Here is a 25097-nt window from a genome sequence, read left to right as displayed (position 1 = left end):
GTCTCTTCACTCGGCCCTTAAATTCCGGGGTCCGGGGCAAAGCCCCGAACAACACAACATCAATCCCGCAGTGATTCCTCGCGAAGGCCATCTGCCAGCAAGTTCAACCCAAGGACCAAACTCAGCAAAGCCAGAGCAGGGGCGATCGCCGCATGTGGATAAAGCGACAACAGGCGCCGTCCCGCGTTGATCGTTGACCCCCAATCAGGACTTTCCGATTCCAGCCCGAGGCCAAAAAAGCCCAGGGTTCCAAGAAGGATCGTGGTGTAGCCAATCCGCAAACAGAAATCGACGATCAGCGGGCCACGCGCATTGGGCAGAATTTCCCACAACATGATATACCAAGGCCCTTCGCCACGCGTTTGGGCCGCGGCCACGTAGTCGCGCGTCTTGATGTCGAGCGCCAAGCCCCGGACGATACGAAAGACCGTAGGCGAGTTCACAAAGACCACCGATACAAAGACCACAAGAACACCGGCATCAATATCGAACCCGTCCAGGAAAGCGGGCAGGCCGGGCAAACGGTAAGTGTCCGTTTCGACGATTGCGCCATTGGTGCTTACCAGCGAGAGATAAAGCCATCCAAGAATACCAAGCACTACGATCAATAGCGGCGTTCGCAGCGATGGTTGGGTGTAGAACCTCGAATTCAGCAGGATCGCGACAAAGATCAACGGAAAGACAAAAAGGAACAACGCCATGTAATTCGGAATGCCTGTCAGCACGATCTCCGGTGTGACCAGCAGGTAAAACAGCAGGATGACCGGAAAGGCGAGGATGAGGTTCGCCAGAAATGACAGCACCGTATCCAGCCGCCCGCCGTAGTAGCCTGCAGGCAGACCCAGTGTGATCCCGACCATAAAGGCAAAGAGCGTCGCCAGTGGTGCGATCTGCACCACCACCCAAGAGCCTTTTATCAGCCGGCTGAACACATCGCGTGCAAGGTTGTCACCCCCCAGCAAGAACCATTGGTAATCGCCTTCATCCGCGCCGCGCAGCGGCGTGCCGGGCAGCTTGTTCTTCATGCCGGACACCTGACTTAGGCTGTCATGCGTCACCAGCATATCGAAGACACCGCCAAAGACACCGGTGAGCACCCAGAACAACACGATGGCAAAGCCGATCATGCCAACGGTGCTGTCGAACAGCTTACCGTAAAGGCCCAGCTTGCGCTTGTAGGTAATGGAGGCGGCGAAAATGACGATCAGGCTGATCCAGACGGGCAGGAACTGACGGGCCATACCGCCAAAGATACCTGCGCCCGTGCCCATCAGGATGCCACCCACCAGGTAAACCAGCACCAGCGCGATCAGGGCATAGAACAGATAGCCTGTAATCATACTGATAAAACCGGTAGCCCCCTGATCAGCAGCAAGCGTGCCGTCAGAGCTGACAGCGCGACTGCCTGATACCGGCACCAGTGACGCCAGCAACGACAGCACGATGCTGAGCGCCAACAACCCCAGTACGACGAGAAAGATAATATTCAGCCCGGAAAGCGAGCCCGTCCATGTCAAAGGTTCCATGTCGATGCCCTCCCTTAAGCGATGCGAATGCGCGGGTTGAGATAAACGTAGCCAATATCGGAAATCAGCTGCGTCACCAGAACCACGGCGACTGAAACCACCGAAACTGCCAACAGCAGCTCGATGTCATTGTTGCCTGCGGCCTGTACCAGAAGCCATCCGAAGCCCTTGTAGTTAAAAAGCGTCTCGACAATCACAACACCGTTCAACAGCCACGGAATTTGCAGCATGATGACTGTGAAAGGCGCAATCAGCGCGTTGCGCAATGCGTGTTTGAGCACGATATCAGAGAACTTCACACCCTTAAGGCGCGCCGTGCGAATATATTGCGCGGTCATAACCTCGGCCATAGAGGCCCGCGTCATCCGCGCGATATATCCCATGCCATAAAGCGAAATCGTCAACACCGGCAGGAAGAAATTCCAGAAGTTTGCATCCGCCATCGCAGATGTGGCAGATCCGCGAAACAGCGTTTTACTGTCTATCCAACCCCAATCCGCCAAAAGCGGCGATAATCCGAATTTGGAAGAGGCCAGCAAGGCGATGAAAATGACGCCGGAAACATATTCAGGTGTTGCTGTCGTCGCGATTGAAAACGTCGACAGCGACCTGTCCAGCTTCGATCCTTCGCGCATCCCCGCAAGCACGCCGACCAACAGCGCAGAAGGCACCATCAGCAACAGCACGCACAGCATCAGCTTTCCCGTCAGCGCCAACCGCGTCGCAACTGTGGGCCCGACATCATCCTTAAAGACCGTTGAAAAGCCCCAATCGCCCTGAAGAACACCACAACGGGTAGGGCGTTCGCCTTCCGGTGTGCCTTCGGGATAGCAGCGGCCAAAGGACGTACCGTCTTCTTTCACGGTTTCCCAGCCGGGCAGAACGCCCAACCACTGACCGAATTTGACGGGCAGGGGTTGAAGATAGCCGCGATCGCCAAGATAGGATGAAACAGCTTCATCCGACATCCGGAAGTTGCCTTGGGTTTTGGCGAGCTTTTCAAGGTTTGGATAAAGGTTGGTCAGCCAGAACACGATGAACGTCAGGCACAATGCCGTCAGCAACATCACGCCCAGTCTGCGCAAGATGAATATTCCCATGTAGTGCCCCTGTTGGTGGCTGGGCAGGGTTTATCCCCGCCGGTTATATCGGCCAAAGGCCATCATTAGCTTCCGCGCGCGCCAAAGGCTGCCCGATGGGATCAAAGGTATACGTATCCGGTCCCCCTGTTTCGCAGCATTCGGTGGTGTCTGTCTCGACACTCTTCACGATATGGTCTGCGTCCCTTGGGCTATCAGGCACAATCCCAAAGCCAAGGTCAATGTCTTCTACCGCCGGATTCATGACTTTTTGCGACACGCATCAGGTTTGAAAACGACATTTCTTGAAGATAACTTGGTGGGGTAGAACTGCCCTTTAACGGGTGCCACCACGCAATTTGCTGGGCGTCACACCTGTATGGTGCTGGATAAAGCGGGTGAAGTAGGCGGCCGAGCCGAAGCCCAGGTGGCGTGCGATAGCCTGCGCAGGCTCGGTGGTTTCAAGCAAAAGTCTGCGCGCTTCGTGCAACACCCGCTGGGTTAGCAGATCTGCGGCCGTCTTGCCGGTTGCGGCCTTTACTGCCCTTGTCAGATGTGTGGCTGTTACATCCAACGTCTTGGCATAGTCGGCCATTGGCGCTCCGCTGCGGTATCTATCGGGCAGTAACGCGCAGTACCGCTGGCTGAGGCGCGCAGCGGCATTACGCTTTTCGGGGACGTGCTCATCCTGCATGATCTGGCGGCGCAACCACACCGACATCAGCGCGGCATGGGCCTCAAGCGCGTCCTCTTTCAGGGCAAGGCCCGCTTGTTCTTCACGCAGGGTTGCTTCGATCAGGCCGGTCAGCGCCCCTTGGGTCTGGACTTCGCGTATCCGCAAATGCCGAGGAATTTCCGGCAGGCGAAACGGGCTGCCATCGGGGATTTGCACCACGTGACCGATGCATTGGCGCCCCAGATCCAGCGCGAAAAGCGATCCTGCAGGAATGAACAAAGCATTATGCGCACCGACGCCACGACGCATGCCGTCAAGCAGGACGCGCCCCTGACCACGCGTTACCCAGACCAGCAGGTGCGCATCTCGGTCGTGGGCGAGCTGTACGCGCCAATCGTGGCCTTGAGAAAACTGAGCAAGCGATCTGACCTGAATGCCAGAAGCGGACGACATGAACATATTTGTCGTATAATGTATATTCGTGGCTTGCGAAACAGGCTTCAGAAAGAAATATGATCGCTAAATTGATACCTACGGTAGGCTGATTTTATGCCAGTCAGCCATCTTGCTGCGCATCCACGTCCGCTGCCGTTTGGCAAACTGGCGCGTCGCAATGATGGCCCGTTCGGTTGCTTCTTCCAATGTGGAACGGCCCTCCAGATGGGCCATCAGCTCTGGCACACCGATGGCGCGGTGCGCAGGCAAAGCGGGATCATAGACACTGCGTTGTGCCTCGACTTCTGCCAAAGCGCCCTGCGCCATCATGATGCCGAAACGCTGCGCGATCCGCTGGTTGAGCCAACTTTTCTCGACATCGAAAACTATTCTATGACAGTGCTTCGGCTGAATAAGCGGGGCAGGCGTGTTGTCTTGCCACTCTGCCAGGCCGCGACCGGTGGTTTGTTGCACCTCCCATGCCCGCTGGACGCGGGCACGGTTTGCCGTATCGATGCGCGCCACGGTGGCAGCATCGAGGCTGCCGAGCATTTCGTCACTCTCCAGCCGGTCACCCAGATCACGGATGTCCGCTGGCGTTGTCGGAATATCCGCCAGTCCTTTTGTCAGCGCACTGAAATAGAGCCCCGTGCCGCCTACGATGATCGGCCTTATGCCCGTTTCCAACAGCGCCTTAACCTCGCGCAGCCAATGGCCAGTTGAATACGCCTCTGATGCGGCCACATGGCCATAAAGCGCGTGCGGTGCCTGTGCTTCTTCTTCGACAGAGGGACGCGCCGTGATGACGCGCCAGCAGGCATAGACCTGTGAGGCATCGGCATTCACAATCACGCCTCCCTGGCGGGCGGCAATTTCCAGCGCCAAGGCCGACTTTCCGGATGCTGTCGGGCCCGCAATCAGAACCGGCAGATCAGAGGGGGCAGCGTCAGCAGCCCGCGCAGTCGCGTCAGATATCGGCATTAATATGCGCCCCCCCTTATCGCGCATTGAACATGCCAGTCATTTGCGACATTTTGCGCGAAATTGAAACACCCCTCCGGAAAGGTGCCCCCATGTCTTCAGATCATTCCCAGAAGTCCTTTGACCGCGTCATGCTCAAGATTTCAGGAGAGGCGCTGATGGGAGACCAGGGTTTCGGTCTGCATCCGCCAACGGTCGAACGGATCGCCCGCGAAGTTCAATCGGTACACGAGATGGGCGTAGAGATTTGTATGGTGATCGGCGGCGGTAACATCTTTCGCGGTCTTCAAGGCTCTGCGCAGGGGATGGAGCGTACGACGGCAGACTATATGGGCATGCTTGCTACGGTGATGAACGCGCTCGCGATGCAGTCTTCGCTCGAAAGCCTTGGCATCCACACACGGGTCATTTCCGCGATCACGATGAATGAGGTGGCAGAGCCGTATATCCGCCGCCGCGCCGTGCGCCACCTTGAGAAGAAGCGTGTGTGCATCTTTGCGGCCGGAACAGGAAACCCGTATTTCACTACCGACACCGCTGCGACTTTGCGTGCAAACGAGATGTCTTGTGAAGCAATCTTTAAGGGAACCAAGGTAGACGGTGTTTATGACAAGGACCCGGCCAAGCATGACGATGCCACGCGGTATGACACGGTCAGCTATGATGATGTGCTGCAAAAGCGCCTTGGCGTAATGGACGCCTCGGCGATTGCTCTGGCCCGCGATAATAATCTGCCGATCATCGTGTTCTCGCTGGATGAGCCGGGTGGCTTCCGCGGCATTCTTGCGGGCGAGGGGACATATACCCGCGTCCAAGGCTGATTGAGCGTGTAATTGCCTCGCCGTGTGCGCGGTAAACTGGTCAAACAGTTGCCGCGAGGCACAGAAGGCTATAACAGGTAAGAAACAGGCTTAAGAACAAAATTCCACAGGACAACTCCCCATGTCAGAAGACTTTATGCTGGATACCGACGACCTTGAGCGTCGGATGAATGGTGCCATCGCGTCACTCAGAACCGAATTTGCGTCACTCCGAACGGGTCGCGCGTCCGCCTCCATGCTGGAGCCGGTGATGGTGGATGCCTATGGTTCCATGACGCCGATCAATCAGGTCGGCACCGTGAACGTGCCAGAACCGCGTATGGTAACGATCAACGTTTGGGACAAAGGTCTGGTTGGCAAGGTTGAAAAAGCCATCCGTGAAAGCGGTCTGGGCATAAACCCGCAGCTCAACGGCACGATCATCATGTTGCCGATCCCCGAGCTTAACGAGGAGCGCCGCACCCAGTTGACTAAAGTTGCGGGTACTTACGCTGAAAACGCCCGCGTCTCGATCCGTAACATCCGGCGCGATGGCATGGATCAGATCAAAAAGGCCAAGGCCGACGGCATGTCCGAGGACGATCAGAAGATCTGGGAATCCGAGATGCAGGACCTGACCAACAAATTCACCTCTATGGTGGATGAACAGCTTGAGGTGAAACAAGCGGAGATCATGCAGGTTTGATCCCGCGTCTCAACAGGCATCTAAGTGAGGGGGTTGCGCTGACCATGCGCGGAATTCCGGATCGCAATCAGGAAGTACGGCATCCATGACCCAGCCTGCGAATATTACCGTCGCTGCCCCACATTCACCCGACAGGGTTGAAGGCTGTCCGCGCCATGTTGCCATCATCATGGATGGCAACGGACGCTGGGCCACACAGCGCGGGCGGCCCAGGCTTTTTGGCCATCACGCAGGCGCAAAGCGCGTGCGCGAGATTGTTGAGGCTTGTCCCGATTTCGGTGTCAAATATCTTACCATCTTTGCCTTCTCGACAGAGAACTGGAAACGCACGCAGGTCGAAATCGCTGGTTTGATGAGCCTGTTTCGTCGCTACATCGCCAAAGAGCTCCGCTCATTGCGCGATCGTGGTGTAAGGGTGCGATTCATCGGGGATCGTGACAAGTTGGACGACAAGCTAATCAAGCTGATGAACCAGCTTGAAGAAGCGACTGAGCACAATGACAACGTTAACCTGACGATTGCATTGAACTACGGTGGGCGTGATGAAGTGGCACGGGCGACACAGCGCCTTGCGCAAGACGTGGCATCTGGGCTTCTTGACCCCCACAAGGTGGATGAAGAGACGCTTCCAAAGTACTTAGATACTTATGTTTTGCCCGATCCGGATCTGGTAATCCGTACAAGCGGTGAAGCACGCATTTCAAACTTTCTGCTGTGGCAGTCGGCTTATGCCGAATACGAATTTATCGACACTCTCTGGCCTGATTTCTCGCGTGCGGAATTCGGTGCGCTTTGTGCGGCCTACGGTGGCCGTGACCGTCGCTTTGGCGGTGTGAAAAAGTAAGGAGCTGGGATGAGTACGCAGAACTGGTCTGATCTGAAAGCCCGCATGGGTGCAGGCGCCGCGATGGTGGTGATCGGCCTCGCAGGGATCGCCCTAGGCGGGCATATTTTCCATCTGCTGGTTGCATTGATCTGTGGCACGATGGTCTGGGAGCTAGTCGGTATGCTGCGCCCCGGTGTGAAATATCTTCAGTTGCAGTTGGGGATCCTGACGGGTCTGACGCTGTTCCTTGCCATATATTTACCTGTAGGTCTTGCTTTGCCGTTGTTACTGGCTCCGGCGATGATCGGTTTCGGGACGATGGAGCGGAACCGCACCGTCTACATGAGCTTTTCCGTCATGATCCTGCTGGCAGGCTATGGCATGATGCAGGTGCGTGATGATCTGGGCTTTGGCTGGATGTTGTGGCTTGTTCTGGTTGTCGTTGCCACTGATGTTGTTGGCTATTTTGCGGGACGTATTATCGGTGGTCCGAAATTCTGGCCTGCTGTCAGTCCCAAGAAAACATGGGCGGGCACCATCGCAGGCTGGATAGGTGCAGCGTTTGTGGGGATCTTATTCTCAATCAACACAGGCGCCGGCGTGCAGCTTATGGGCGTCTCCATCGCGGTTTCGATGGCATCGCAGATGGGCGACATCGCGGAATCCGGGATGAAGCGGAAGATGGGCGTCAAAGACAGCTCGAACCTGATCCCCGGACATGGTGGGCTGATGGATCGGTTTGACGGCATGCTGGGTGCGGCGATGTTTTTGCTCGTGATTGGTCGCTTTATCGGCTTCCCGCCCGGTCTGGGTTAGGGCGCGTGCGCAAGGTCAGTATCCTTGGGGCAACGGGTTCCATCGGGCAGAACACCATTGATCTTATTGCCCGCGCACCGCAGGACTATGATGTGGTGGCCCTTACCGGCGCAAATAATATCGCTCAGCTGGCATCGGACGCCATCAAGCTGAAAGCGGATGTTGCGGTAACAGCGGACGAAGCGTTGCTGCCTGACTTGCGTGATGCACTTAAGGGCAGCGGTGTAGAGGCCGCAGCGGGGGCAACGGCCATCACCGAATGTGCGACGCGTCCGGCAGACTGGATTATGTCGGCAATTGTGGGCGCTGCGGGTCTGGCACCGGGTTTGGCCGCGCTGGAGCAGGGATCGACGCTGGCGCTCGCCAACAAGGAATCGCTCGTTTGCGCGGGGTCATTGATGCTTGAGACTGCCCGCGCAAATGGCACCCGGATCCTGCCGGTAGACAGCGAGCATTCCGCCATTTTTCAGGCGCTGATCGGCGAGCAGATGTCAGCGGTCGAACGGATAATTATTACTGCCAGCGGCGGCGCGTTCCGTGATTGGCCAATTGAAGAACTGGCCGGTGCCACACTGGATCAGGCGTCAAGCCATCCTAATTGGGACATGGGGCAGCGGATTACGATCGATTCCGCCTCCATGTTCAACAAAGCAATGGAAGTCATTGAAACACATGAGTTCTTTGACATTTCTGCCTCACAGATTGAAGTCATCGTCCACCCGCAGTCCTTGATCCATGCCTTGGTGGGGTTCGCCGACGGTGCGCTTATGGCCCATGTGGGACCGCCCGATATGCGTCACGCGATCGGCTTTGCGCTTCATTATCCCGACCGCAGGCATTTGCCCGTGGAACGGCTTGATCTTGCGTCAATCGGCACCTTTGATTTCCGTGCACCCGATGAGCAACGCTGGCCCGCGTTGCGTCTTGCCCGTGAAACGATGGAGGCTGGTGGCATGATGGGCGCGGTCTTCAACGCAGCCAAGGAAACAGCGCTGGATGGCTTCATTGCAGGCACGATAAATTTTGTGCAGATGGCAGAAGTTGTAGAGCAGGCGATGGCCCATATGAGTGCATCAGACGGACACATTGATGCCACCATGACCCTTGATAACGTGTTGGAAGTAGACCATCTGGCACGTAAGGCTGCACAAGCGGCCATTCACAGTAGAGCAGGGTAGCGTTTTGGATATTGTTGGGCTGTTGCCGCAATTTGGCGGTTTGATCTGGACTTTGGTTGCGTTTGTCGTGGCACTTTCGGTAATCGTGGCGATCCATGAATACGGCCACTACATCGTCGGGCGCTGGTGCGGCATCAAGGCTGATGTGTTTTCGCTGGGTTTCGGTCCGGTGCTGTGGTCAGGCACGGACAAACGCGGCACGATCTGGCAAATAGCGGCACTTCCCTTTGGCGGCTATGTCAAATTTGCAGGTGATGCCAACGCTGCATCCGGCAAAGACGAGGCTGCGATGGCTGCTGTGGCTGATGATCCGAAAGCGGCACGTCACACCATGCATGGTGCCCCGCTTTGGGCGCGCGCGCTGACCGTGGCTGCCGGACCTGCGTTCAACTTTGCCATGTCGATCCTGATCTTTTTTGCTGTGGCTTTTTCTACAGGCGTGGCACGTGACCCGTTGACCGTTGGCGAAGTACGGGCATTGCCGCAAGGCGCGGGCGAACTCATGGCGGGTGATGAAATCGTCGCTGTTGAAGGCACTGCAATTCCGGACTCTGATCCAGCCTATAGCACCTTTGTTCAGTCGCTCCCCAAGGAGCCGATATTGACATATGATGTGCGCCGCGAGGGGCGTGAAATTTCCGTTCAAGGACCGTATCTGCTGCCGCCTCTGGTGCTGCAAGTTGTGCCACAATCTGCGGCAATCTCTGCCGGATTGCGCCCCGGTGACGTTATCACAGGCATCGAGGGAGAAGATGTATACGCATTTTCCCAGCTGAAAGACGCAGTGGAAAGTTCGGAAGGTGCCCCTTTGGCGCTGACAGTCTGGCGCGAGGGCGAAACGCTCAACTTCCAGATGACCCCCAAATCCGTGGACGAGCCACAGGCGGACGGGTCGTTCAAGCGAGCCTTGCGGATCGGTATCTCCGGCGGCATGGCGTTTGAGGCAGCGACTGACACGCCGGGTGTGGGTGAGGCGCTGGTTGGCGGTGTAGAGAACACATGGCGGATCATCACCGGCTCTATCAACGGTCTGCGCGAAATGATTGTCGGCAACATCAGCACATGTAATCTGAGCGGTCCTGTCGGCATTGCGCAGGCGTCAGGTGCGATGGCGAGCCAGGGTGCCACGTCCTTCATCTACTTTATTGCTGTACTGAGTACCGCCGTTGGCCTGCTGAACTTGTTCCCTGTACCGGCGCTCGATGGCGGACATCTGACTTTCTACGCTTATGAAGCGGTGACTGGTAAGCCACCAAGCGACAAGGCGTTGCGCGTATTGATGACCATCGGTCTGGCGCTGGTTCTGTCGCTGATGGTTTTCGCACTAGGAAACGACCTGTTCTGTCCCTGATCGGGGTAGGGCAACCGCCCTGGAACATCCAATAAGATGTCCTGAAAAATTGGAGATAAGGCAAAATGCCTTATTCTCGCCGCATTCTGTCAAACGAGTGCCTTATTCTGTCGTTAAGTCTTCTTCAAACCTGAGGAAAATACGATGCAAACCATCCAAACTTCATATCGCGGCCTGAGCCTGCTTCTGGATCTCAACTGGGACCGTGCGCTCTATATCGCGACAATCGCGTTGGCGCTTGCGGCCGGTGCGTTCATCGGTACGCTTTAAGCGCCCGATCCCTCGATATTGACGAAAATTTGAAATGCACTGCTTGATGTAGTGCATTTTTGGCCGTCTTGGTTTTGACAATCCATGCTACCTCCCGTACTCAGGATTTCAATGAAGTCTAAAGAGTGGGTTGTAACCATGGGACTGAGCACGCGGGGCGGTGTGCCTTTTGAGCAGGCAAAGCCGACAAATTATCGTAACGCAATTCGCAGCGCATCGTTTAGTGTTCTGTTATCAGTGGCTTGGCTGGTGCCTGGTGCGCCGGTAGATGCGCAGCAGTATCAATTCAACAGCGTACAGATCAACGGCAACGAACGGATCGGCGATGCCGCCATCCTGCGTCAGGCCGGAATCAGTCGTGGTCAGCGGGTCTCTGGCGGGCAACTCAATGACGCGTTTCAATCGCTACAGTCCTCCGGTTTGTTCGAAACCGTAGAGATTGAGCCGCGCGGTGGCACCCTCGTTATCAACGTGGTTGAGCTGCCAACGGTTAATCGCGTCCGGTTTGAAGGCAACCAACGGATCAAGGATGATGCCTTGGGTGCGCTGGTCGAGACAACAGAGCGGCGCGTGTTTAATCCGGCACAGGCCGAGGCTGATGCCGCTGCCATCGCAGAGGCCTATAGTGCCGATGGCCGTGTCGCAGCCCGCGTGCAGCCACGCATCATCAAACGCAATCAGAACCGTGTTGATCTGGTGTTTGAAATCTTCGAAGGCGACAACGTCGAAGTCGAGCGGCTGAGCTTTGTGGGCAACCGCAAGTATTCCGACCGTCGTCTGCGTCGCGTTCTGGGCACCAAACAGGCCGGACTTTTCCGCCGTCTGGTCCGCCGCGATACATTTCGTGAAGAACAGGTTGATGTGGACAAGCAGTTGCTGCGTGATTTCTATCTGTCGCGCGGGTATGTCGATATGCGCACAACGGCTGTGAACGGTGAACTGACACAAGAGCGTGACGGCTTTTTCGTATCCTACAACATCACCGAGGGTCAGCAGTTCAAATTTGGCGCGATCGATCTTGTTTCTGAGATGCCGAATGTTGATGCAGCAGCATACCGCAAAATCGTCAAAGTACGCCCCGGTGCCATCTATTCCCCGACGATTGTAGAAGCGGATATCGCCCGTCTTGAACGTCAGGCTATCCGTGATGGTGTCGACTTTATGCGCGTTGAACCACGCGTGACCCGCAACGAACGTGACCTGACGCTGGACGTGACTTACGTCATCAGCCGCGGTGAGCGTGTCTTCGTCGAGCGGATCGACATTGAGGGCAACACAACAACGCTCGACCGCGTTGTGCGCCGTCAGTTCGACAGCGTTGAAGGCGACCCCTTCAATCCGCGCGAAATCCGTCAGGCGGCAGAGCGTATCCGCGCCCTCAACTACTTTGAAACTGCCGAAGTGAATGCCCGCGAAGGCAGCAGCGGCGAGCAGGTTGTCATCGACGTTGACGTTGAAGAAAAACCTACCGGCTCGCTCAACTTTGGTGGCTCATTCTCAAGCAGCGACGGTTTCGGTGTCGCAATCAGCTTTGCCGAAGAGAACTTCCTCGGGCGCGGCCAGCGGCTTGCCCTGACGGTTTCGACCGCCTCCGAGGCCACGCGTTATGGTCTTAATTTTGTTGAGCCGTCCTTCCTTGGCCGCGATGTGGCGCTTGGTCTGAACATCGATTATGCCGAAACCAGCTCAAGCTTTGCGTCCTTTGATACCAACCGGTTGATTTTTCAGCCGTCTTTGGCGTTCCCGGTCAGCGAAAACGGACGTTTACAGCTGCGGTACACAGCAGAAGAAATCGAAGTACTTGAGCGCGATCCGATCGAGCATGGGCTGACAATTGCGGATGATATTGCGGCAGGGCCGCAATGGTCCTCCGCCATCGGCTATGAGTATACTTATGACACCCGCCGCACAGGTCTCGACCCGACTGCTGGCGTTTTGTTCCAGTTCAGCCAGGATTTCGCCGGGTTGGGTGGCGATAGCCGGTTCATCAAATCTGTAGGCCGTGTGACTGGCGAAAAACGGATTTTCAATGAGGAAGTGACCCTGCGTGCAACGCTTGAGGGGGGGGCACTGGCATGGATGGAAGGCAACAGCCGTGTTGTCGATCGCTTCGTGCTCGGCCCTTCCATCATACGCGGGTTTGAGCCTGGCGGCATTGGTCCACGGGATGTAAGCGGCACTGCGGATGACCCTCTGGGCGGTAACCTGTATGTGGCGGCCCGGTTTGAGGCTGAATTCCCCCTTGGTCTGCCAGAGGAATACGGGATTTCCGGCGGCGTCTTCTACGATGTTGGCAACCTTTGGGATTTGGACGACGTGAACTTTAACGGCGGCGATATTCAGGGTGAGGGTGGATCATTCCGGCACGTCATCGGTTTATCACTTTTCTGGGAAACCCCCGTTGGTCCGTTGCAGTTCAACGTATCCAAAGCGTTGAAGAGCGAAGAGTTCGATAAAGAGCAGTCCTTTGAGGTTACGCTTCGTACCCAGTTCTAATCCGGTGAAAGCCTGCGCAACCCTTTGTTACGCCGCCCTTTTTGTGACGGGACAGCCGTCCGCAACCATTGCCCAGCAGACGTCCGCCCAATCGGGATTGGAGCGTGGCAGCATTGTCAGTGCGGTACTGACCATCGATTCAGAGCGGCTGTTTCTGGAAAGCGCCTTTGGCCAGCGGGTTGCCGCCGAAGTCGAAGAGCAAGGCGAGCAGATTGCGACGGAGAACCGCAGGATCGAAGCGGAACTTGAGGCAGAGGAAAAGCGGCTTACCGATTTGCGCGCGACGATGGCACCCGAGGAGTTTCGCGCGCTCGCAAACGAATTTGACGAAAAAGTCCAGCGGACCCGCACCGCGCAGGCTGCAAAGGGTCGCGCATTGAATGAGCTGCTTGAGAAGGAACGCGAAGTATTTCTGGCCGCAGCGGCACCCGTTATGGAACGACTGATGAGCGATGCCGGTGCTACGGTGATCCTTGAACAGCGCTCGGTCTTTGTCAGTGCTTCTGCGATCGAGATCACCGATGACGCCATCGCGCTGCTGGATGAAACGTTGGGCAGCGGCGAATAAACTGAAACGCGCACAGGCACCGTGCACACCGCTTGCCCCGTTTGCGTGGAATTGATAGCCGTGTTGCACGCCTTGCAATCTAAAGGACACCGCATGAGCCAAGACGCCTCTTCCGAATTGAAACGCGCCGACATTCAGATGATCCAGCGCATCCTGCCGCATCGCTACCCGTTTTTGCTGGTCGATAAGGTAGAAGAAATCTCCGGCACTGAATCGGCGGTCGGTTACAAGAACGTCACGATGAACGAGCCTCATTTTCAGGGCCATTTTCCGGGCACCCCGATCATGCCGGGCGTCACAATCGTTGAAGCGATGGCGCAGACAGCCGGTGTCATGATCGGTGTTGCGCTCGACCAGATGGACAAGGAAATGCTGATCTATTTCATGTCCATCGATAACTGCAAGTTCCGCCGTAAGGTCGTGCCGGGCGACGTTCTGCGGATGGACCTCAAGACGGTACGCGGCAAAGCGGGCGGCAAGGTATGGCGCTTTTCCGGTGTTGCGACTGTTGACGGCGAAATGGCGGCCGAAGCCGAATTTATGGCGATGCTGGACCTTCCTAAATGAGCAATATTCACCCCTCTGCGGTCATTGAAGAGGGTGCCCGTATCGACCCGACCGCAAAGGTCGGGCCGTTTTGTCTGGTAGGCAAAGATGTCGTCCTGCGCGCGCATGTCGAGCTGAAAAGCCATGTCGTTGTGACCGGCATCACGGATGTCGGTGAAGAAACCGCGATCTTTCCTTTCGCCGTCATCGGAGAGATTCCGCAGGATCTGAAGTTTAAAGGCGAGGCGAGCCGCCTTGAGATCGGCAAGCGCAACCGCATTCGCGAGCATGTGACAATGAACTGCGGTACCGAAGGTGGTGGCGGCCTGACCAAGGTGGGTGATGACGGCTTGTTCATGGCCGGATGCCACATTGCCCATGACGCGATCCTCGGTGATCGGGTCATCGTGGTCAATTCCGTCGCTGTTGCAGGTCACTGCATCATCGAAGACGACGTGATTATTGGCGGACTTTCGGGCATTCACCAGTTTGTTCGTGTTGGCAAAGGGGCGATCATCGGTGCCGTCACCATGGTGACGAACGATGTCATTCCTTACGGTCTGGTACAGGGCCCACGTGGCGATCTGGACGGACTTAACCTTGTGGGGCTCAAACGCCGCGGTGTCGCGCGCAGCGATATCACTGCCCTCAGAGCGGCGTTTCAAATGCTGGCGCAGGGCGAAGGGACTTTCCATGACCGTGCACAACGGTTGGGCGACGAAACAGAAAGCCCCTATGTGCGCGAAATCGTCGATTTTGTCATGGCCGACACCGGCCGCCACTTCTTGACACCGAAATGACGCTGGCGCTGATCACCGGTCGCGGCAACCTGCCGGTGCAGGTGGCAAATGCGCAGGAAACGCCGCCACTGATCTGCGCCTATGAAGGCGTGCCGCCAGAGCATCTGGAGACCGACCTTACCTTCCGGCTTGAGACATTGGGCACGCTGTTGGTGGCTTTAGGTGAGAAGGGCGTCACGCACGTTTGTTTCTGTGGCGCGATTGACCGCCCTAAACTCGACCCGGCCAAGCTGGATGCCGAAACGATGCCGCTCGTGCCACTGTTCCAGAAGGCTCTGGCAGCAGGCGACAATGGCGCACTACAGGTTCTCAAAGAGATATTCGAGCAAACCGGCTTTGAGGTCGTGGGCGCAGACACACTGCTGCCTGATCTGGTTGCAGAGCAGGGCGTGCTTTCCGCAGCTTGGCCTGATGCCCAGATGCGCCGCGACGCCGCACGTGGTGAGGCTGTGCTGGCAGGCATGGCACCGCTCGACATCGGGCAGGCCTGTGTCATCGGTGCGGAGCAGGTTCTGGGCGTTGAGAGCTTTGGCGGTACCGACCACTTGCTGAGAACGCTACCGGCCAAGGCTGGCGAAATGCGTGCAATTCTATGCAAGGGACCAAAGATCGGCCAGATCAGGGAAATTGACATGCCGACCATTGGTCCCGCAACTATCGAAGCTGCCCATGCTGCCGGTCTTGCCGGTGTGATCGTGGATGCTGGCGACGTGATTGTTCTTGATCCCGAACGCTGCGCGAAACTTGCCGATGACTTCGGACTGGTGCTTTGGGCGCGGAGCGGGGGGACCACGTGAAGGTCTTCATCCTCGCGGGGGAGCCTTCGGGCGACAAACTTGGTGGTGCCTTGATGGCAGGTCTGCGCCAGCTCCGGTCCGATGTGGTTTTTCAAGGTATCGGTGGCCCTTTGATGACAGCGGAGGGGCTGCAAAGCCGTTTCGACATGTCCGAATTGTCTGTGATGGGACTGGCCGAAATCCTGCCCAAGTATCGCGCCTTGATGGCCCGCATCAACCAGACAGCAGCGGCTGTCGTTGATATGACACCCGATGTATTGATCACCATCGATAGCCCCGATTTTTCGTTGCGTGTGGCGCGAAAGGTCAAAGAACGCAGCTCTGTGCGTTGTGTGCATTACGTGGCACCTACCGTCTGGGCGTGGCGGTCCGGTCGGGCCGAGAAAATGTCCCGTTATGTGGATCAGGTACTGGCCCTTTTGCCGTTCGAGCCGCCCTATATGGAAGCGGCGGGTATGCGGTGTGATTTTGTGGGCCATCCGGTGGTGGCTGAACCCGTCGCCACCCATGCACAGGGACAAGCGTTTCGGGAAACGCACCAGATCGGTGACGCCCCGTTGCTGCTGGTCCTGCCGGGATCGCGGCAAAGTGAGGTCACACGCTTGGGTCCAGTGTTCCAGCAGGTGGTCGAGCGTTTGACGCAAGCGCGCCCCGACATGCGCGTTGTCATCCCGGCGGCGGCACCTGTCGTCGGGACGATCCGCAGGCTGGTACAGAACTGGTCGGTGCCGCCAGTCGTGCTTAATCCGCTTGATGTTGATACGGCTGACCCGCTTGCGGACAAACGCGCCGCGTTTAGGGCAGCAGACGTGGCGGTGGCGGCCTCGGGCACCGTGTCGCTTGAACTGGCCGCCAGCGGGACTCCGATGGTGATCGCCTATGACATGAACTGGATCAGCCGGCAGATCATCGGCCGTATGGTCAAGGTCGACACAGTCACGCTGGTTAATCTGGTTTCTGACACACGCGCGGTGCCCGAATTTATCGGTGCCAACTGCAGGCCCGGACCCATCGCTGCAGAGGTGTTAAAGGTTCTGGAAGATCCCTCTGCACAGCTTGCAGCGATGGCGACCACGATGGAGCTTCTGGGGCAGGGCGGCACACCGCCGGGCCTGCGTGCTGCTGAGGCTGTCCTGAACGGCGTGGCGCAATAGGAAGATACGATCAGCCTTTGTGAATCCATCCGCCGCCAAATATGCGCGTGCTCTCGGGATCATAAAACACACAAGCCTGCCCGGGTGACACACCTTCCTCCGGTGTCAAAAGCTCGACCTCTGCAGTGGTGTCTGACAACGGCCGCAGAATTGCATCACGGGGCGGGCGTGTGGACCGCACGCGCACCGCAATCGGCCATTCGGGACGTGATGTCATCGGCGCGTCCCCAAGCCAATTGATTTCGCGCACAGGAATGGTCCGTGTAGCGAGCATCTCTTTGGGCCCGACAACAACCTCTTTCCGGTCCGCATCCAAACGCACAACATAAAGCGGATCAGCAAGTCCGCCGATACCCAACCCACGACGTTGCCCAATGGTGTAGTGAATGATCCCCTCGTGCTGCGCGAGGATGTTGCCATCCGTATCCACGATATTGCCGGGATCGGCCGCCTCTGGCCGCAGCTTGCGGATGACGGATGCGTAATCCCCGTTCGGCACAAAGCAGATGTCCTGACTGTCGGGCTTCATTGCGACGCCCAGACCGTATTTTTCTGCCAGCGCACGGGTATCGTCCTTTGACGGCAGGTGGCCTAGCGGGAAGCGTAGGTAATCTAGCTGTTCGTGCGTCGTCGAGAACAGAAAATAGCTCTGGTCCCGGCCTGCATCGGCAGCGCTGTGCAACTCTGGTCCGTTTTCGCCCATTTTGCGCTGGATGTAATGTCCGGTCGCCATGCAATCGGCCTCAAGATCACGGGCGGTTTCCAGCAGGTCTTTGAACTTCACTCGCTCGTTACACCGGATGCAGGGCACAGGTGTGGCACCGCCCAGATAGCTATCGGCAAATTCGTCGATCACGGCGTCCTGAAAGATATTCTCGTAGTCCAGCACATAGTGTGGAAATCCCATATCCTCAGCCACCCGCCGCGCATCATGGATGTCGATACCGGCACAACAGGCACCCTTTTTGGCCAGCGCGGCACCATGATCATAAAGCTGGAGGGTGACCCCCACCACATCATAGCCTTCCTCGGCCAACATCGCGGCCACCACGGAGCTGTCCACCCCGCCGGACATGGCAACAACCACGCGCGTGTCGGCTGGGGCTTTGGCAAAACCAAGCGAATTCAGCGGTGGGGTCTGATCAAGTGGCATAACGGTCTCCGGGGTGTGATAGCTGCGAATATAGGAAAATCTTAGATACTCACAAGGGGCGGCTTCATGCGGTGTTAAGGGCGAAAAGGCAAATGTGCCACCTGCGTAGTGATGAAAGTTGTCTGATGTATCTGAAAAAAGTTGACGGCCCCCGATCGGTCACGCTGGCAGACGGCACCGTGATGAGCCAGGCCGATCTGCCACCGGCCAGCACCCGGCGCTGGGTCGCGTCGCGCAAGGCCTCTGTGGTGCGTGGGGTGGTATATGGCCTGATTAGTCAGGCAGAGGCGCTTGAACGGTATGCGATCAGTGAAGAGGAATTTCTTGAATGGGTCCGTGCAGTAACGGAGCACGGAGAGGCTGCGTTGAAGGCCACAACCCTGCAAAGGTATAGACAACCTTAAGTTGTTTGTGTACTTAATCCACTTACGGTAACGGGTGGTTAACCTTTTTTGTTCACGATCCAGTCCAACGGCGATGATGTCCAATCGGAGAAACTGAATGCGTGTACTGCTTGTCGAAGATGATCCCACTACCTCACGCAGCATCGAATTGATGCTGACACATGCCAATCTGAACGTCTATGCAACGGACCTTGGCGAAGAGGGGATCGATCTGGCGAAACTCTATGATTATGATCTGATTTTGCTGGACCTCGACCTGCCGGATATGAACGGACATGAAGTTTTACGCCAACTGCGCCTCAGCCGGATTGAAACACCGATCCTGATCCTTTCCGGCTCTGACGACACCGAGAATAAGATTAAGGGATTTGGTTTCGGTGCCGATGATTATCTGACCAAACCCTTCCACCGTGAGGAACTGGTCGCCCGTATTCACGCGATCATTCGCCGCTCGAAAGGGCACTCACAATCTGTCATCGAAACAGGGCAGATCGCGGTCAATCTGGATGCCAAGACCGTGAGCGTTGAAAATCAGGCAGTTCACCTAACAGGCAAAGAATATCAGATGCTTGAACTCCTCAGCTTGCGCAAGGGCACAACCTTGACCAAGGAAATGTTCCTTAATCACCTCTACGGCGGTATGGATGAGCCTGAACTCAAAATCATCGACGTCTTTATTTGTAAACTTCGCAAGAAGCTGAGCACGGCAACCGGCGGTGAGAACTACATCGAGACTGTCTGGGGCCGTGGCTATGTCCTGCGTGATCCCGATCCTGCGGTGATGTCCATGGCTGCATCTGCCTGAGCAGGGTTGCTGAGCAGCTGATTTATAATTGTATTTATAAGTTTGGCGATGGATTGATCCAAATGCGTTTATGGCATGAACTGGTCTAGTCTGAAATCCGGCTAGACCTGCTTTGCTCTGCGACCTATCTGTACACCTGATACACTTGCGAGAGCGAGCACGGCAGGGGCAGCGCGGATGACATTAGAGATTGCGGTAGACAAACTGACGGAAAAAGAAGCCAAGCAGGAGCTTTCGCGCCTTGCCGAGCTTTTGGGTCAGGCGAATACCGACTATCATACCAAAGACAATCCGGTGTTGTCGGACGCCGAGTATGATGCGCTTAAACGCCGTAACGCAGCGATTGAGGAACGGTTCGCATCGCTCAAGCGGGGGGATAGCCCTTCCGATCAGGTTGGTGCACCGCTTGCCGAGGGTTTTTCCAAGATCACGCACAAGGTTGCGATGCTCTCGCTGGGTAACGCATTCGATCCGGAAGATGTGGCGGAATTCGACGGGCGTATCCGGAAGTACCTCGGACTGGATGCAGAAGCGCCGCTCGCCTATACGGCGGAGCCGAAGATTGACGGGTTGTCGCTGTCTCTGCGGTATGAGGGTGGCACACTTATCCATGCCGTGACCCGTGGTGACGGTGCCACTGGCGAGAATGTCACCGCGAATGCGCGGACAATTGATGATATTCCTGAACAGATTGAGGATGCGCCCGACGTTCTTGAGGTGCGCGGCGAAGTCTACATGAGCCACGCTGATTTTGACGCTCTGAATGTGCGACAAGAGGCAGCAGGCGGCAAACCCTTCGCCAATCCACGAAATGCGGCGGCCGGCTCCTTGCGACAGCTTGATAGCAGCATCACCAAATCCAGACCGCTCAAGTTTTTCGCCTATGCATGGGGTGATCTGTCGGCCCCGCTTGCGGCGACGCAAAAGCAGGCTATAGCCCGACTTGCCGAACTGGGCTTCGTCACCAATCCTCTCACCGCTCTGTGCAATAGTCCCGAGGAGATGCTCGCGCATTATCGCGACATCGAAGAGAAACGTGCGACCTTGGGCTATGATATCGACGGTGTGGTCTACAAAGTCGATGATCTGGGACTACAGGACCGGTTGGGTTTTAGGTCCACCACGCCCCGCTGGGCCATTGCGCATAAATTTCCGGCTGAACTGGCATGGACATGGCTCACAGGCATCGACATTCAGGTGGGCCGAACCGGTGCCCTGTCACCGGTGGCGAGACTGCAACCTGTTACAGTTGGTGGTGTTGTTGTTTCCAATGCGACACTTCACAACGAGGACTACATCAAGGGATTGGACAGCAAGGGTGCTGTCATTCGCGACGGCAAGGACATCCGCGTGGGCGATTGGGTACAGGTCTACCGTGCCGGTGATGTGATCCCCAAGGTTGCTGATGTTGATCTTTCCAAAAGGGACGCCGCCGCCGAAGCTTTCGCTTTTCCTGATAAATGCCCCGAGTGTGGCAGCGACGCGATCCGCGAACCGGGCGACGCTGTCCGTCGTTGCACTGGCGGTCTCATTTGTCCTGCGCAAGCGGTCGAGAAGTTGAAGCACTTCGTTTCCCGCGCGGCTTTTGACATTGATGGGATGGGAGCAAAACAGGTCGAGCAATTCTATGCGGACGGTTGGATTGCGGAGCCTGCCGACATCTTCACTTTGAAAGAGCGTTACGGCAGCGGGATGCAACAGCTCAAGAACCGCGAGGGTTGGGGCGAAAAATCTGCAGCAAATCTTTTCGACGCCATTGAAGACAAACAGAGAATACCACTCGACCGGCTTATATTCGCGCTTGGTATCCGCCACGTAGGCGAGGCCGCCTCGAACCTTATCGCGCTGCACTTCGGTGATTGGCCTACGTTTGAGGCCGCAATGGCAGAGGCCGCCGTAGCCGACAGTCCGGCATGGCAGGATCTTATCGGCATCGATGGCGTGGGCAGCGTCATGGCAGGTTCCTTGGTGAGCGCCTTTGCACAGGAGCGTGAAAGAGCATCAATTGACCGTCTGGTGGCCGCGTTGGATGTGCAACCCGTCTCTCGTCCCGACACCTCTGGCAGCCCCGTTGCGGGCAAGACGGTGGTGTTTACAGGTACGCTCACCCAGATGACCCGTGCAGAAGCAAAGGCCCGTGCAGAGCGTTTGGGTGCCAAAGTATCGGGTTCTGTCAGCGCAAAAACGGATATTCTGATCGCCGGACCGGGTGCCGGATCAAAAGCCAAGAAAGCTGCCGAATTGGGCGTTGAGACAATGGATGAGGACGGCTGGCTGCGCCTGATTTCTGACCTATGAAGGGCAGGCCCGAACCGCTTTTTCCGCTTTTTGCGGGGCTCGAAACGCTCACCGGCATCGGCCCGAAAACCGCGCAGCATTTCGCTCAGCTTAATGTGTTGGCACCACGTGACCTGCTGTTTACGCTGCCCTATTCGGGCATTGACCGCAGTCTGCTTCAGACGGTCAAGGATGCGCTGCTGCCCGATACATTGACGGTCGCCGTTACCATCGGTGCCCATCGGCCCTCGCGCACCAAAGGCGGTGCTTACAGAATTCATGTGGAGGACGCGGAAACCGGTTTTCAGCTTGTCTATTTTCATGCGCATGGAGACTATCTGAAACGGCAAATGCCGGAAGGGTCTCGCCGGATTGTCTCAGGCAGAGTTGAGCTTTTTGATGGCATAGCCCAGATGGTGCACCCGGATTTTGCCGTGGCTGAAGACGCAGCTGATGATATTCCTGCTTTTGAGCCGGTGTATCCGCTTACCAGCGGGATTACGCAAAAACTGATGTTCAAAGCCACCCGCGCGGCCGCTGCGCTTGTGCCCGAGATGGGCGAATGGATTGATCCTGAGCAGAAGAAGCGCAGCGAGTGGCCGGATTTTGCGCAAGCAATAGCACAGGCGCATGAGCCGGCTTCGATGCAAGATGTGTCGGCAACAGCGCCTGCGCGGGAACGCCTAGCCTATGACGAGCTTTTCGCCCATCAGATCACATTGGCCCTCGCGCGTCAGAAGGAACGCCGCAAAAAAGGCAAAGCAACCAAAGGTGACGGGCATCTGCGAGAGCGTGTTCTTGAATCTTTGCCGTATGATCCAACCGGTGCGCAAAGCCGTGCGATCGAAGAGATCACACAGGATATGGCAGGCACTCAACGGATGAACCGGCTATTGCAAGGCGACGTCGGTGCAGGCAAGACCCTGGTCGCCTTTATGGCGCTTCTTGCCGCTGTCGAAGCCGGCGGTCAGGGCGTTTTGATGGCACCGACGGAAATTCTGGCACGCCAACACCTACAAGGTTTGCGACCCTTGGCAGAAGAAGCAGGTGTTGTTCTGGAAATTCTGACGGGGCGCGATAAGGGCGCGGAGCGTCAGGCCAAACTTGCCGCTCTGGCGCGGGGCGCAATTCAGGTGTTGGTCGGAACGCACGCGGTATTTCAGGCAGACGTGGCTTTTGACGATCTTCGCCTTGCCGTGGTCGATGAACAGCACCGCTTTGGCGTACGGCAACGGTTGGAGCTTGGGCGCAAGGGGGATCGTGCGGATGTATTGGTGATGACTGCCACACCGATCCCGCGTTCATTGGCATTAGCGCAATATGGTGACATGGACGTCTCTGTGCTGGATGAAAAGCCACCGGGACGCCAACCGATCAAAACTGCGCTTGTGAGCACAGACAAGCTGGATCAGGTGGTAGAGCGCCTGCGTGCAGCGGTCGCTGAGGGACGGCAATGTTATTGGGTTTGCCCGCTGGTTGAAGAAAGCGAAGTGTCAGACCTGATTGCGGCTGAGGAGCGGTTCAAGCGCCTGCGTGCTGCTTTGGGTGAAGGGGTCGTTGGTCTGGTGCACGGACAAATGCCGCCCACTGACAAGGACGCAGCGATGCGCGCTTTTCAGAACGGCGAAACGCAAGTTCTGGTCGCGACCACTGTGATCGAAGTAGGCGTGGACGTACCGAATGCGACCATCATGGTGATCGAACGGGCGGAAACCTTTGGGTTGGCGCAGTTGCACCAGCTGCGCGGAAGGGTCGGGCGCGGGCAGGGGGCGTCAACCTGCTTGCTGATGTACCAACACCCGATTGGTGAAACCGGCAAGCAGCGCCTGGAGGTTCTGCGCGAAACCGAAGACGGGTTCATTATTGCCGAAACAGATTTGAAGATGCGTGGCACTGGTGATCTGATCGGGACAGCGCAGTCAGGCGTGCCCCGTTTTCGTGTCGCAGACCTTGAACGACAGGCCGCACTGATGGCCACAGCACAGTCGGATGCCCGCAAGCTGCTAAACGATGATGCCGATCTGTCATCACCGCGCGGACAGGCCGCGCGTGTTCTGTTGTGGCTCATGCGACAGGACGAGGCAATTCGTTTGATTTCAGTCGGTTAAGATTCCGAATTTCACTTTGTTCGCAAATGTTCTCAAAAAGTTCTTTACATGACGTGAAGAAAATGAGAACAAAGAAGCAACAAAGACGGAGGTTAACATGACAACGTTCAAGACACTCAAATCCATCGCGACACGGTCTCAGGACACATTGTTGCAGGATGCCATCGGTGCGGCAGCGCTGATAGTGATGCTCGTTGTTGGTTTGCACCTGCCTGCTTTTGTTTGATTTCTGCCTGCGCTCTCATGCCGCTACATTTCGCATCTGTCCCACTTTGATGCTGCCGTCCGATACTGCCTGTCTTGGATTGGCTCGGGGTTCTACCTCAGAGGTGTAGATCGGGTCCCACATGAGAAACGCTTTCCTTGCGCCGCCATCCTTTTGGATGTGCGGCGTTTTTTTTGCATCCGACGTTCTTGGAGTTGTTTAGGGCTGTTCTTTTGCTTCGGAAGGCAGGCCATCTTGCATGGTCTGCGCCATCGCCTCTGCGATCGCTTCTATGCTCAGCAGGATGGACGCATGGCGGTTTTTGTATTCCACAGCAGGGGTCAGGACTTCGAAACCGTCGAAAGGTGCATCAGGCACCGGGCCACCGGATTTAAGCATCGCACGCAGTTGGTCGCGGGCATTCTCGATCTGCACCAGTGTGGCCCCAAGAGCTGCGCCACCGGTCACTGCCGCTGCCGCTTGTCCCAATGCACAGGCTTTGACGTCCTGACCGAGATCAACCAGCTTGCCGTCTTTTACGCACACATCGACAGTAACGGCAGATCCGCACAGAGGAGAGCGGCGTTTCACAGTCGCATCCGGTTGGTCGAGCCTGCCCAGATGCGGGATCTCGGCTGCGAGCGCCAGAATGCGCGCAGAATAAAGTTTGATGAGATCCGTATCGCCTGACATCGCTGTTCCCTTTCACCGATCTACCTTACATAAACCCCACATCCGCAGATGCAAAAACTAATTGAGAAAGATGCGCCGATGGCTTTTGACCCAACCACCCTTCGCTTTAACGAGGCAGGGCTGATCCCCGCCATCGCCCAGGACGCCACAAGCGGTGATGTGCTTATGCTGGCGTGGATGAACGCGGACAGCATCGCCCAAACCCTTTCGAGTGGTAAGGTAACTTATTGGAGCAGGTCGCGCGCCGCTTTCTGGATCAAGGGGGAGACCAGCGGCAATGTCCAAGAGCTGGTAGAGCTGCGGTTCGATTGCGATGAGGATTGCCTGTTGGTGCTGGTCAATCAAACAGGACCAGCCTGCCACACAGGAAGGCCGAATTGCTTTTACCGCGCTGTGCGGGATGGCGATGTAGTCGAAATTTCCAGCCCTGTCTAATCTTCTTTAGAA

The 25097-nt window shown here is 56.7% G+C and carries 25 protein-coding genes; 19 read left to right on the top strand and 6 right to left on the bottom strand.

Translation table 11 applies throughout. The features are described from left to right. Window positions 1-59: 59 nt before the first annotated feature. The 4 genes from Z946_RS0120155 to miaA form a co-directional block, all read right to left on the bottom strand. Window positions 60-1526 carry an ABC transporter permease gene (locus Z946_RS0120155; RefSeq protein WP_025057516.1) on the bottom strand — a complete coding sequence of 489 codons (1467 nt, stop codon included), beginning with the start codon at window positions 1524-1526 and terminating at the stop codon, window positions 60-62. 14 nt (window positions 1527-1540) lie between these two features. After that, complete coding sequence (locus Z946_RS0120150; RefSeq protein WP_025057515.1) at window positions 1541-2626, bottom strand: ABC transporter permease; 1086 nt, start codon at window positions 2624-2626, stop codon at window positions 1541-1543. A gap of 316 nt (window positions 2627-2942) precedes the next feature. After that, a complete protein-coding gene (locus tag Z946_RS0120140) occupies window positions 2943-3734 on the bottom strand; it encodes a helix-turn-helix transcriptional regulator (RefSeq protein WP_037970057.1) in 792 nt (263 codons plus the stop codon). Window positions 3735-3812: 78 nt separating this feature from the next. Then, on the bottom strand, window positions 3813-4697 hold the full coding sequence (gene miaA, locus Z946_RS0120135) for a tRNA (adenosine(37)-N6)-dimethylallyltransferase MiaA (protein ID WP_152540603.1): 885 nt from the start codon (window positions 4695-4697) through the stop codon (window positions 3813-3815). 92 nt (window positions 4698-4789) lie between these two features. Here miaA and pyrH point away from each other — a divergent pair, with 92 nt between their 5' ends. The 13 genes from pyrH (at window position 4790) to lpxB (ending at window position 17005) form a co-directional block, all read left to right on the top strand. Next, window positions 4790-5518: a UMP kinase gene (gene pyrH, locus Z946_RS0120130; RefSeq protein ID WP_025057511.1), complete on the top strand. Its 729-nt coding sequence runs from the start codon at window positions 4790-4792 to the stop codon at window positions 5516-5518. A 121-nt stretch (window positions 5519-5639) separates the two neighbouring features. After that, a complete protein-coding gene (frr, locus tag Z946_RS0120125) occupies window positions 5640-6203 on the top strand; it encodes a ribosome recycling factor (RefSeq protein ID WP_025057510.1) in 564 nt (187 codons plus the stop codon). Between the two features lie 85 nt (window positions 6204-6288). Further along, window positions 6289-7047: a polyprenyl diphosphate synthase gene (gene uppS / locus Z946_RS0120120; RefSeq protein ID WP_025057509.1), complete on the top strand. Its 759-nt coding sequence runs from the start codon at window positions 6289-6291 to the stop codon at window positions 7045-7047. Window positions 7048-7056: 9 nt separating this feature from the next. Then, window positions 7057-7845 carry a phosphatidate cytidylyltransferase gene (locus Z946_RS0120115; RefSeq protein ID WP_025057508.1) on the top strand — a complete coding sequence of 263 codons (789 nt, stop codon included), beginning with the start codon at window positions 7057-7059 and terminating at the stop codon, window positions 7843-7845. Window positions 7846-7850: 5 nt separating this feature from the next. Further along, complete coding sequence (gene dxr / locus Z946_RS0120110; RefSeq protein WP_025057507.1) at window positions 7851-9023, top strand: 1-deoxy-D-xylulose-5-phosphate reductoisomerase; 1173 nt, start codon at window positions 7851-7853, stop codon at window positions 9021-9023. A 4-nt stretch (window positions 9024-9027) separates the two neighbouring features. Further along, the gene (rseP, locus tag Z946_RS0120105) at window positions 9028-10374 is read left to right on the top strand and encodes an RIP metalloprotease RseP (RefSeq protein ID WP_025057506.1); all 1347 of its coding nucleotides are present in this window, start codon (window positions 9028-9030) and stop codon (window positions 10372-10374) included. Window positions 10375-10518: 144 nt separating this feature from the next. Further along, window positions 10519-10644: a hypothetical protein gene (locus Z946_RS21920; protein WP_260168294.1), complete on the top strand. Its 126-nt coding sequence runs from the start codon at window positions 10519-10521 to the stop codon at window positions 10642-10644. Window positions 10645-10755: 111 nt separating this feature from the next. Further along, window positions 10756-13140: an outer membrane protein assembly factor BamA gene (gene bamA / locus Z946_RS0120095; RefSeq protein WP_241461358.1), complete on the top strand. Its 2385-nt coding sequence runs from the start codon at window positions 10756-10758 to the stop codon at window positions 13138-13140. Between the two features lie 43 nt (window positions 13141-13183). Then, window positions 13184-13708 carry an OmpH/Skp family outer membrane protein gene (locus Z946_RS0120090; RefSeq protein ID WP_037970053.1) on the top strand — a complete coding sequence of 175 codons (525 nt, stop codon included), beginning with the start codon at window positions 13184-13186 and terminating at the stop codon, window positions 13706-13708. 93 nt (window positions 13709-13801) lie between these two features. Further along, window positions 13802-14275, top strand: coding sequence for a 3-hydroxyacyl-ACP dehydratase FabZ (fabZ, locus tag Z946_RS0120085; protein ID WP_025057503.1), 474 nt, complete (start codon window positions 13802-13804; stop codon window positions 14273-14275). After that, window positions 14272-15054, top strand: coding sequence for an acyl-ACP--UDP-N-acetylglucosamine O-acyltransferase (gene lpxA, locus Z946_RS0120080; protein ID WP_025057502.1), 783 nt, complete (start codon window positions 14272-14274; stop codon window positions 15052-15054). The genes fabZ and lpxA overlap by 4 nt, the downstream gene beginning before the upstream one ends. Beyond that, on the top strand, window positions 15051-15851 hold the full coding sequence (locus tag Z946_RS0120075; RefSeq protein WP_025057501.1) for an LpxI family protein: 801 nt from the start codon (window positions 15051-15053) through the stop codon (window positions 15849-15851). The genes lpxA and Z946_RS0120075 overlap by 4 nt, the downstream gene beginning before the upstream one ends. Continuing rightward, window positions 15848-17005, top strand: a complete 1158-nt coding sequence (gene lpxB / locus Z946_RS0120070) for a lipid-A-disaccharide synthase (RefSeq protein WP_025057500.1) — start codon at window positions 15848-15850, stop codon at window positions 17003-17005. Before Z946_RS0120075 ends, lpxB begins: the two co-directional genes overlap by 4 nt. A gap of 10 nt (window positions 17006-17015) precedes the next feature. On the opposite strand, the gene mnmA is transcribed toward lpxB, so the two are convergent. Next, on the bottom strand, window positions 17016-18158 hold the full coding sequence (gene mnmA, locus Z946_RS0120065) for a tRNA 2-thiouridine(34) synthase MnmA (protein WP_025057499.1): 1143 nt from the start codon (window positions 18156-18158) through the stop codon (window positions 17016-17018). Between the two features lie 125 nt (window positions 18159-18283). Between mnmA and sciP the strand changes: the two genes are divergently transcribed. From sciP to Z946_RS21915, 5 genes are all read left to right on the top strand, one after another. Then, the gene (sciP, locus tag Z946_RS0120060) at window positions 18284-18562 is read left to right on the top strand and encodes a CtrA inhibitor SciP (RefSeq protein WP_025057498.1); all 279 of its coding nucleotides are present in this window, start codon (window positions 18284-18286) and stop codon (window positions 18560-18562) included. A 97-nt stretch (window positions 18563-18659) separates the two neighbouring features. Further along, window positions 18660-19367, top strand: a complete 708-nt coding sequence (gene ctrA / locus Z946_RS0120055; RefSeq protein WP_025057497.1) for a response regulator transcription factor CtrA — start codon at window positions 18660-18662, stop codon at window positions 19365-19367. Between the two features lie 177 nt (window positions 19368-19544). Next, complete coding sequence (ligA, locus tag Z946_RS0120050) at window positions 19545-21665, top strand: NAD-dependent DNA ligase LigA (protein ID WP_025057496.1); 2121 nt, start codon at window positions 19545-19547, stop codon at window positions 21663-21665. Further along, on the top strand, window positions 21662-23752 hold the full coding sequence (gene recG / locus Z946_RS0120045) for an ATP-dependent DNA helicase RecG (protein WP_025057495.1): 2091 nt from the start codon (window positions 21662-21664) through the stop codon (window positions 23750-23752). Before ligA ends, recG begins: the two co-directional genes overlap by 4 nt. Window positions 23753-23849: 97 nt before the next feature. Continuing rightward, on the top strand, window positions 23850-23978 hold the full coding sequence (locus tag Z946_RS21915; RefSeq protein ID WP_260168295.1) for a hypothetical protein: 129 nt from the start codon (window positions 23850-23852) through the stop codon (window positions 23976-23978). A 198-nt stretch (window positions 23979-24176) separates the two neighbouring features. Here the strand turns inward: Z946_RS21915 and Z946_RS0120035 are convergent, their stop codons facing one another. Continuing rightward, the gene (locus tag Z946_RS0120035; RefSeq protein ID WP_025057494.1) at window positions 24177-24650 is read right to left on the bottom strand and encodes an iron-sulfur cluster assembly scaffold protein; all 474 of its coding nucleotides are present in this window, start codon (window positions 24648-24650) and stop codon (window positions 24177-24179) included. Window positions 24651-24728: 78 nt separating this feature from the next. Here Z946_RS0120035 and hisI point away from each other — a divergent pair, with 78 nt between their 5' ends. Next, window positions 24729-25085 (top strand): phosphoribosyl-AMP cyclohydrolase, encoded by a 357-nt coding sequence (gene hisI / locus Z946_RS0120030; RefSeq protein ID WP_025057493.1) that lies wholly within the window; start codon window positions 24729-24731, stop codon window positions 25083-25085. The last annotated feature ends 12 nt before the right edge of the window (window positions 25086-25097 follow it).

The sequence above is a fragment of the Sulfitobacter noctilucicola genome, from assembly GCF_000622385.1.
Classification (GTDB): Bacteria; Pseudomonadota; Alphaproteobacteria; order Rhodobacterales; family Rhodobacteraceae; genus Sulfitobacter; species Sulfitobacter noctilucicola.
This window is presented reverse-complemented; position numbering and strand designations above follow the sequence as displayed.

Coding starts and splice junctions, on each gene's coding strand:
- bamA (WP_241461358.1), top strand. CDS start 10,756: ATGAAGTCTAAAGAGTGGGTTGTAACCATGGGACTGAGCACGCGGGGC.
- frr (WP_025057510.1), top strand. CDS start 5,640: ATGTCAGAAGACTTTATGCTGGATACCGACGACCTTGAGCGTCGGATG.
- Z946_RS21920 (WP_260168294.1), top strand. CDS start 10,519: ATGCAAACCATCCAAACTTCATATCGCGGCCTGAGCCTGCTTCTGGAT.
- Z946_RS0120115 (WP_025057508.1), top strand. CDS start 7,057: ATGAGTACGCAGAACTGGTCTGATCTGAAAGCCCGCATGGGTGCAGGC.
- Z946_RS21915 (WP_260168295.1), top strand. CDS start 23,850: ATGACAACGTTCAAGACACTCAAATCCATCGCGACACGGTCTCAGGAC.
- Z946_RS0120140 (WP_037970057.1), bottom strand. CDS start 3,734: ATGTCGTCCGCTTCTGGCATTCAGGTCAGATCGCTTGCTCAGTTTTCT.
- pyrH (WP_025057511.1), top strand. CDS start 4,790: ATGTCTTCAGATCATTCCCAGAAGTCCTTTGACCGCGTCATGCTCAAG.
- Z946_RS0120075 (WP_025057501.1), top strand. CDS start 15,051: ATGACGCTGGCGCTGATCACCGGTCGCGGCAACCTGCCGGTGCAGGTG.
- hisI (WP_025057493.1), top strand. CDS start 24,729: ATGGCTTTTGACCCAACCACCCTTCGCTTTAACGAGGCAGGGCTGATC.
- mnmA (WP_025057499.1), bottom strand. CDS start 18,158: ATGCCACTTGATCAGACCCCACCGCTGAATTCGCTTGGTTTTGCCAAA.
- fabZ (WP_025057503.1), top strand. CDS start 13,802: ATGAGCCAAGACGCCTCTTCCGAATTGAAACGCGCCGACATTCAGATG.
- ctrA (WP_025057497.1), top strand. CDS start 18,660: ATGCGTGTACTGCTTGTCGAAGATGATCCCACTACCTCACGCAGCATC.
- lpxA (WP_025057502.1), top strand. CDS start 14,272: ATGAGCAATATTCACCCCTCTGCGGTCATTGAAGAGGGTGCCCGTATC.
- ligA (WP_025057496.1), top strand. CDS start 19,545: ATGACATTAGAGATTGCGGTAGACAAACTGACGGAAAAAGAAGCCAAG.
- Z946_RS0120155 (WP_025057516.1), bottom strand. CDS start 1,526: ATGGAACCTTTGACATGGACGGGCTCGCTTTCCGGGCTGAATATTATC.
- Z946_RS0120035 (WP_025057494.1), bottom strand. CDS start 24,650: ATGTCAGGCGATACGGATCTCATCAAACTTTATTCTGCGCGCATTCTG.
- sciP (WP_025057498.1), top strand. CDS start 18,284: ATGTATCTGAAAAAAGTTGACGGCCCCCGATCGGTCACGCTGGCAGAC.
- recG (WP_025057495.1), top strand. CDS start 21,662: ATGAAGGGCAGGCCCGAACCGCTTTTTCCGCTTTTTGCGGGGCTCGAA.
- miaA (WP_152540603.1), bottom strand. CDS start 4,697: ATGCCGATATCTGACGCGACTGCGCGGGCTGCTGACGCTGCCCCCTCT.
- uppS (WP_025057509.1), top strand. CDS start 6,289: ATGACCCAGCCTGCGAATATTACCGTCGCTGCCCCACATTCACCCGAC.
- Z946_RS0120150 (WP_025057515.1), bottom strand. CDS start 2,626: ATGGGAATATTCATCTTGCGCAGACTGGGCGTGATGTTGCTGACGGCA.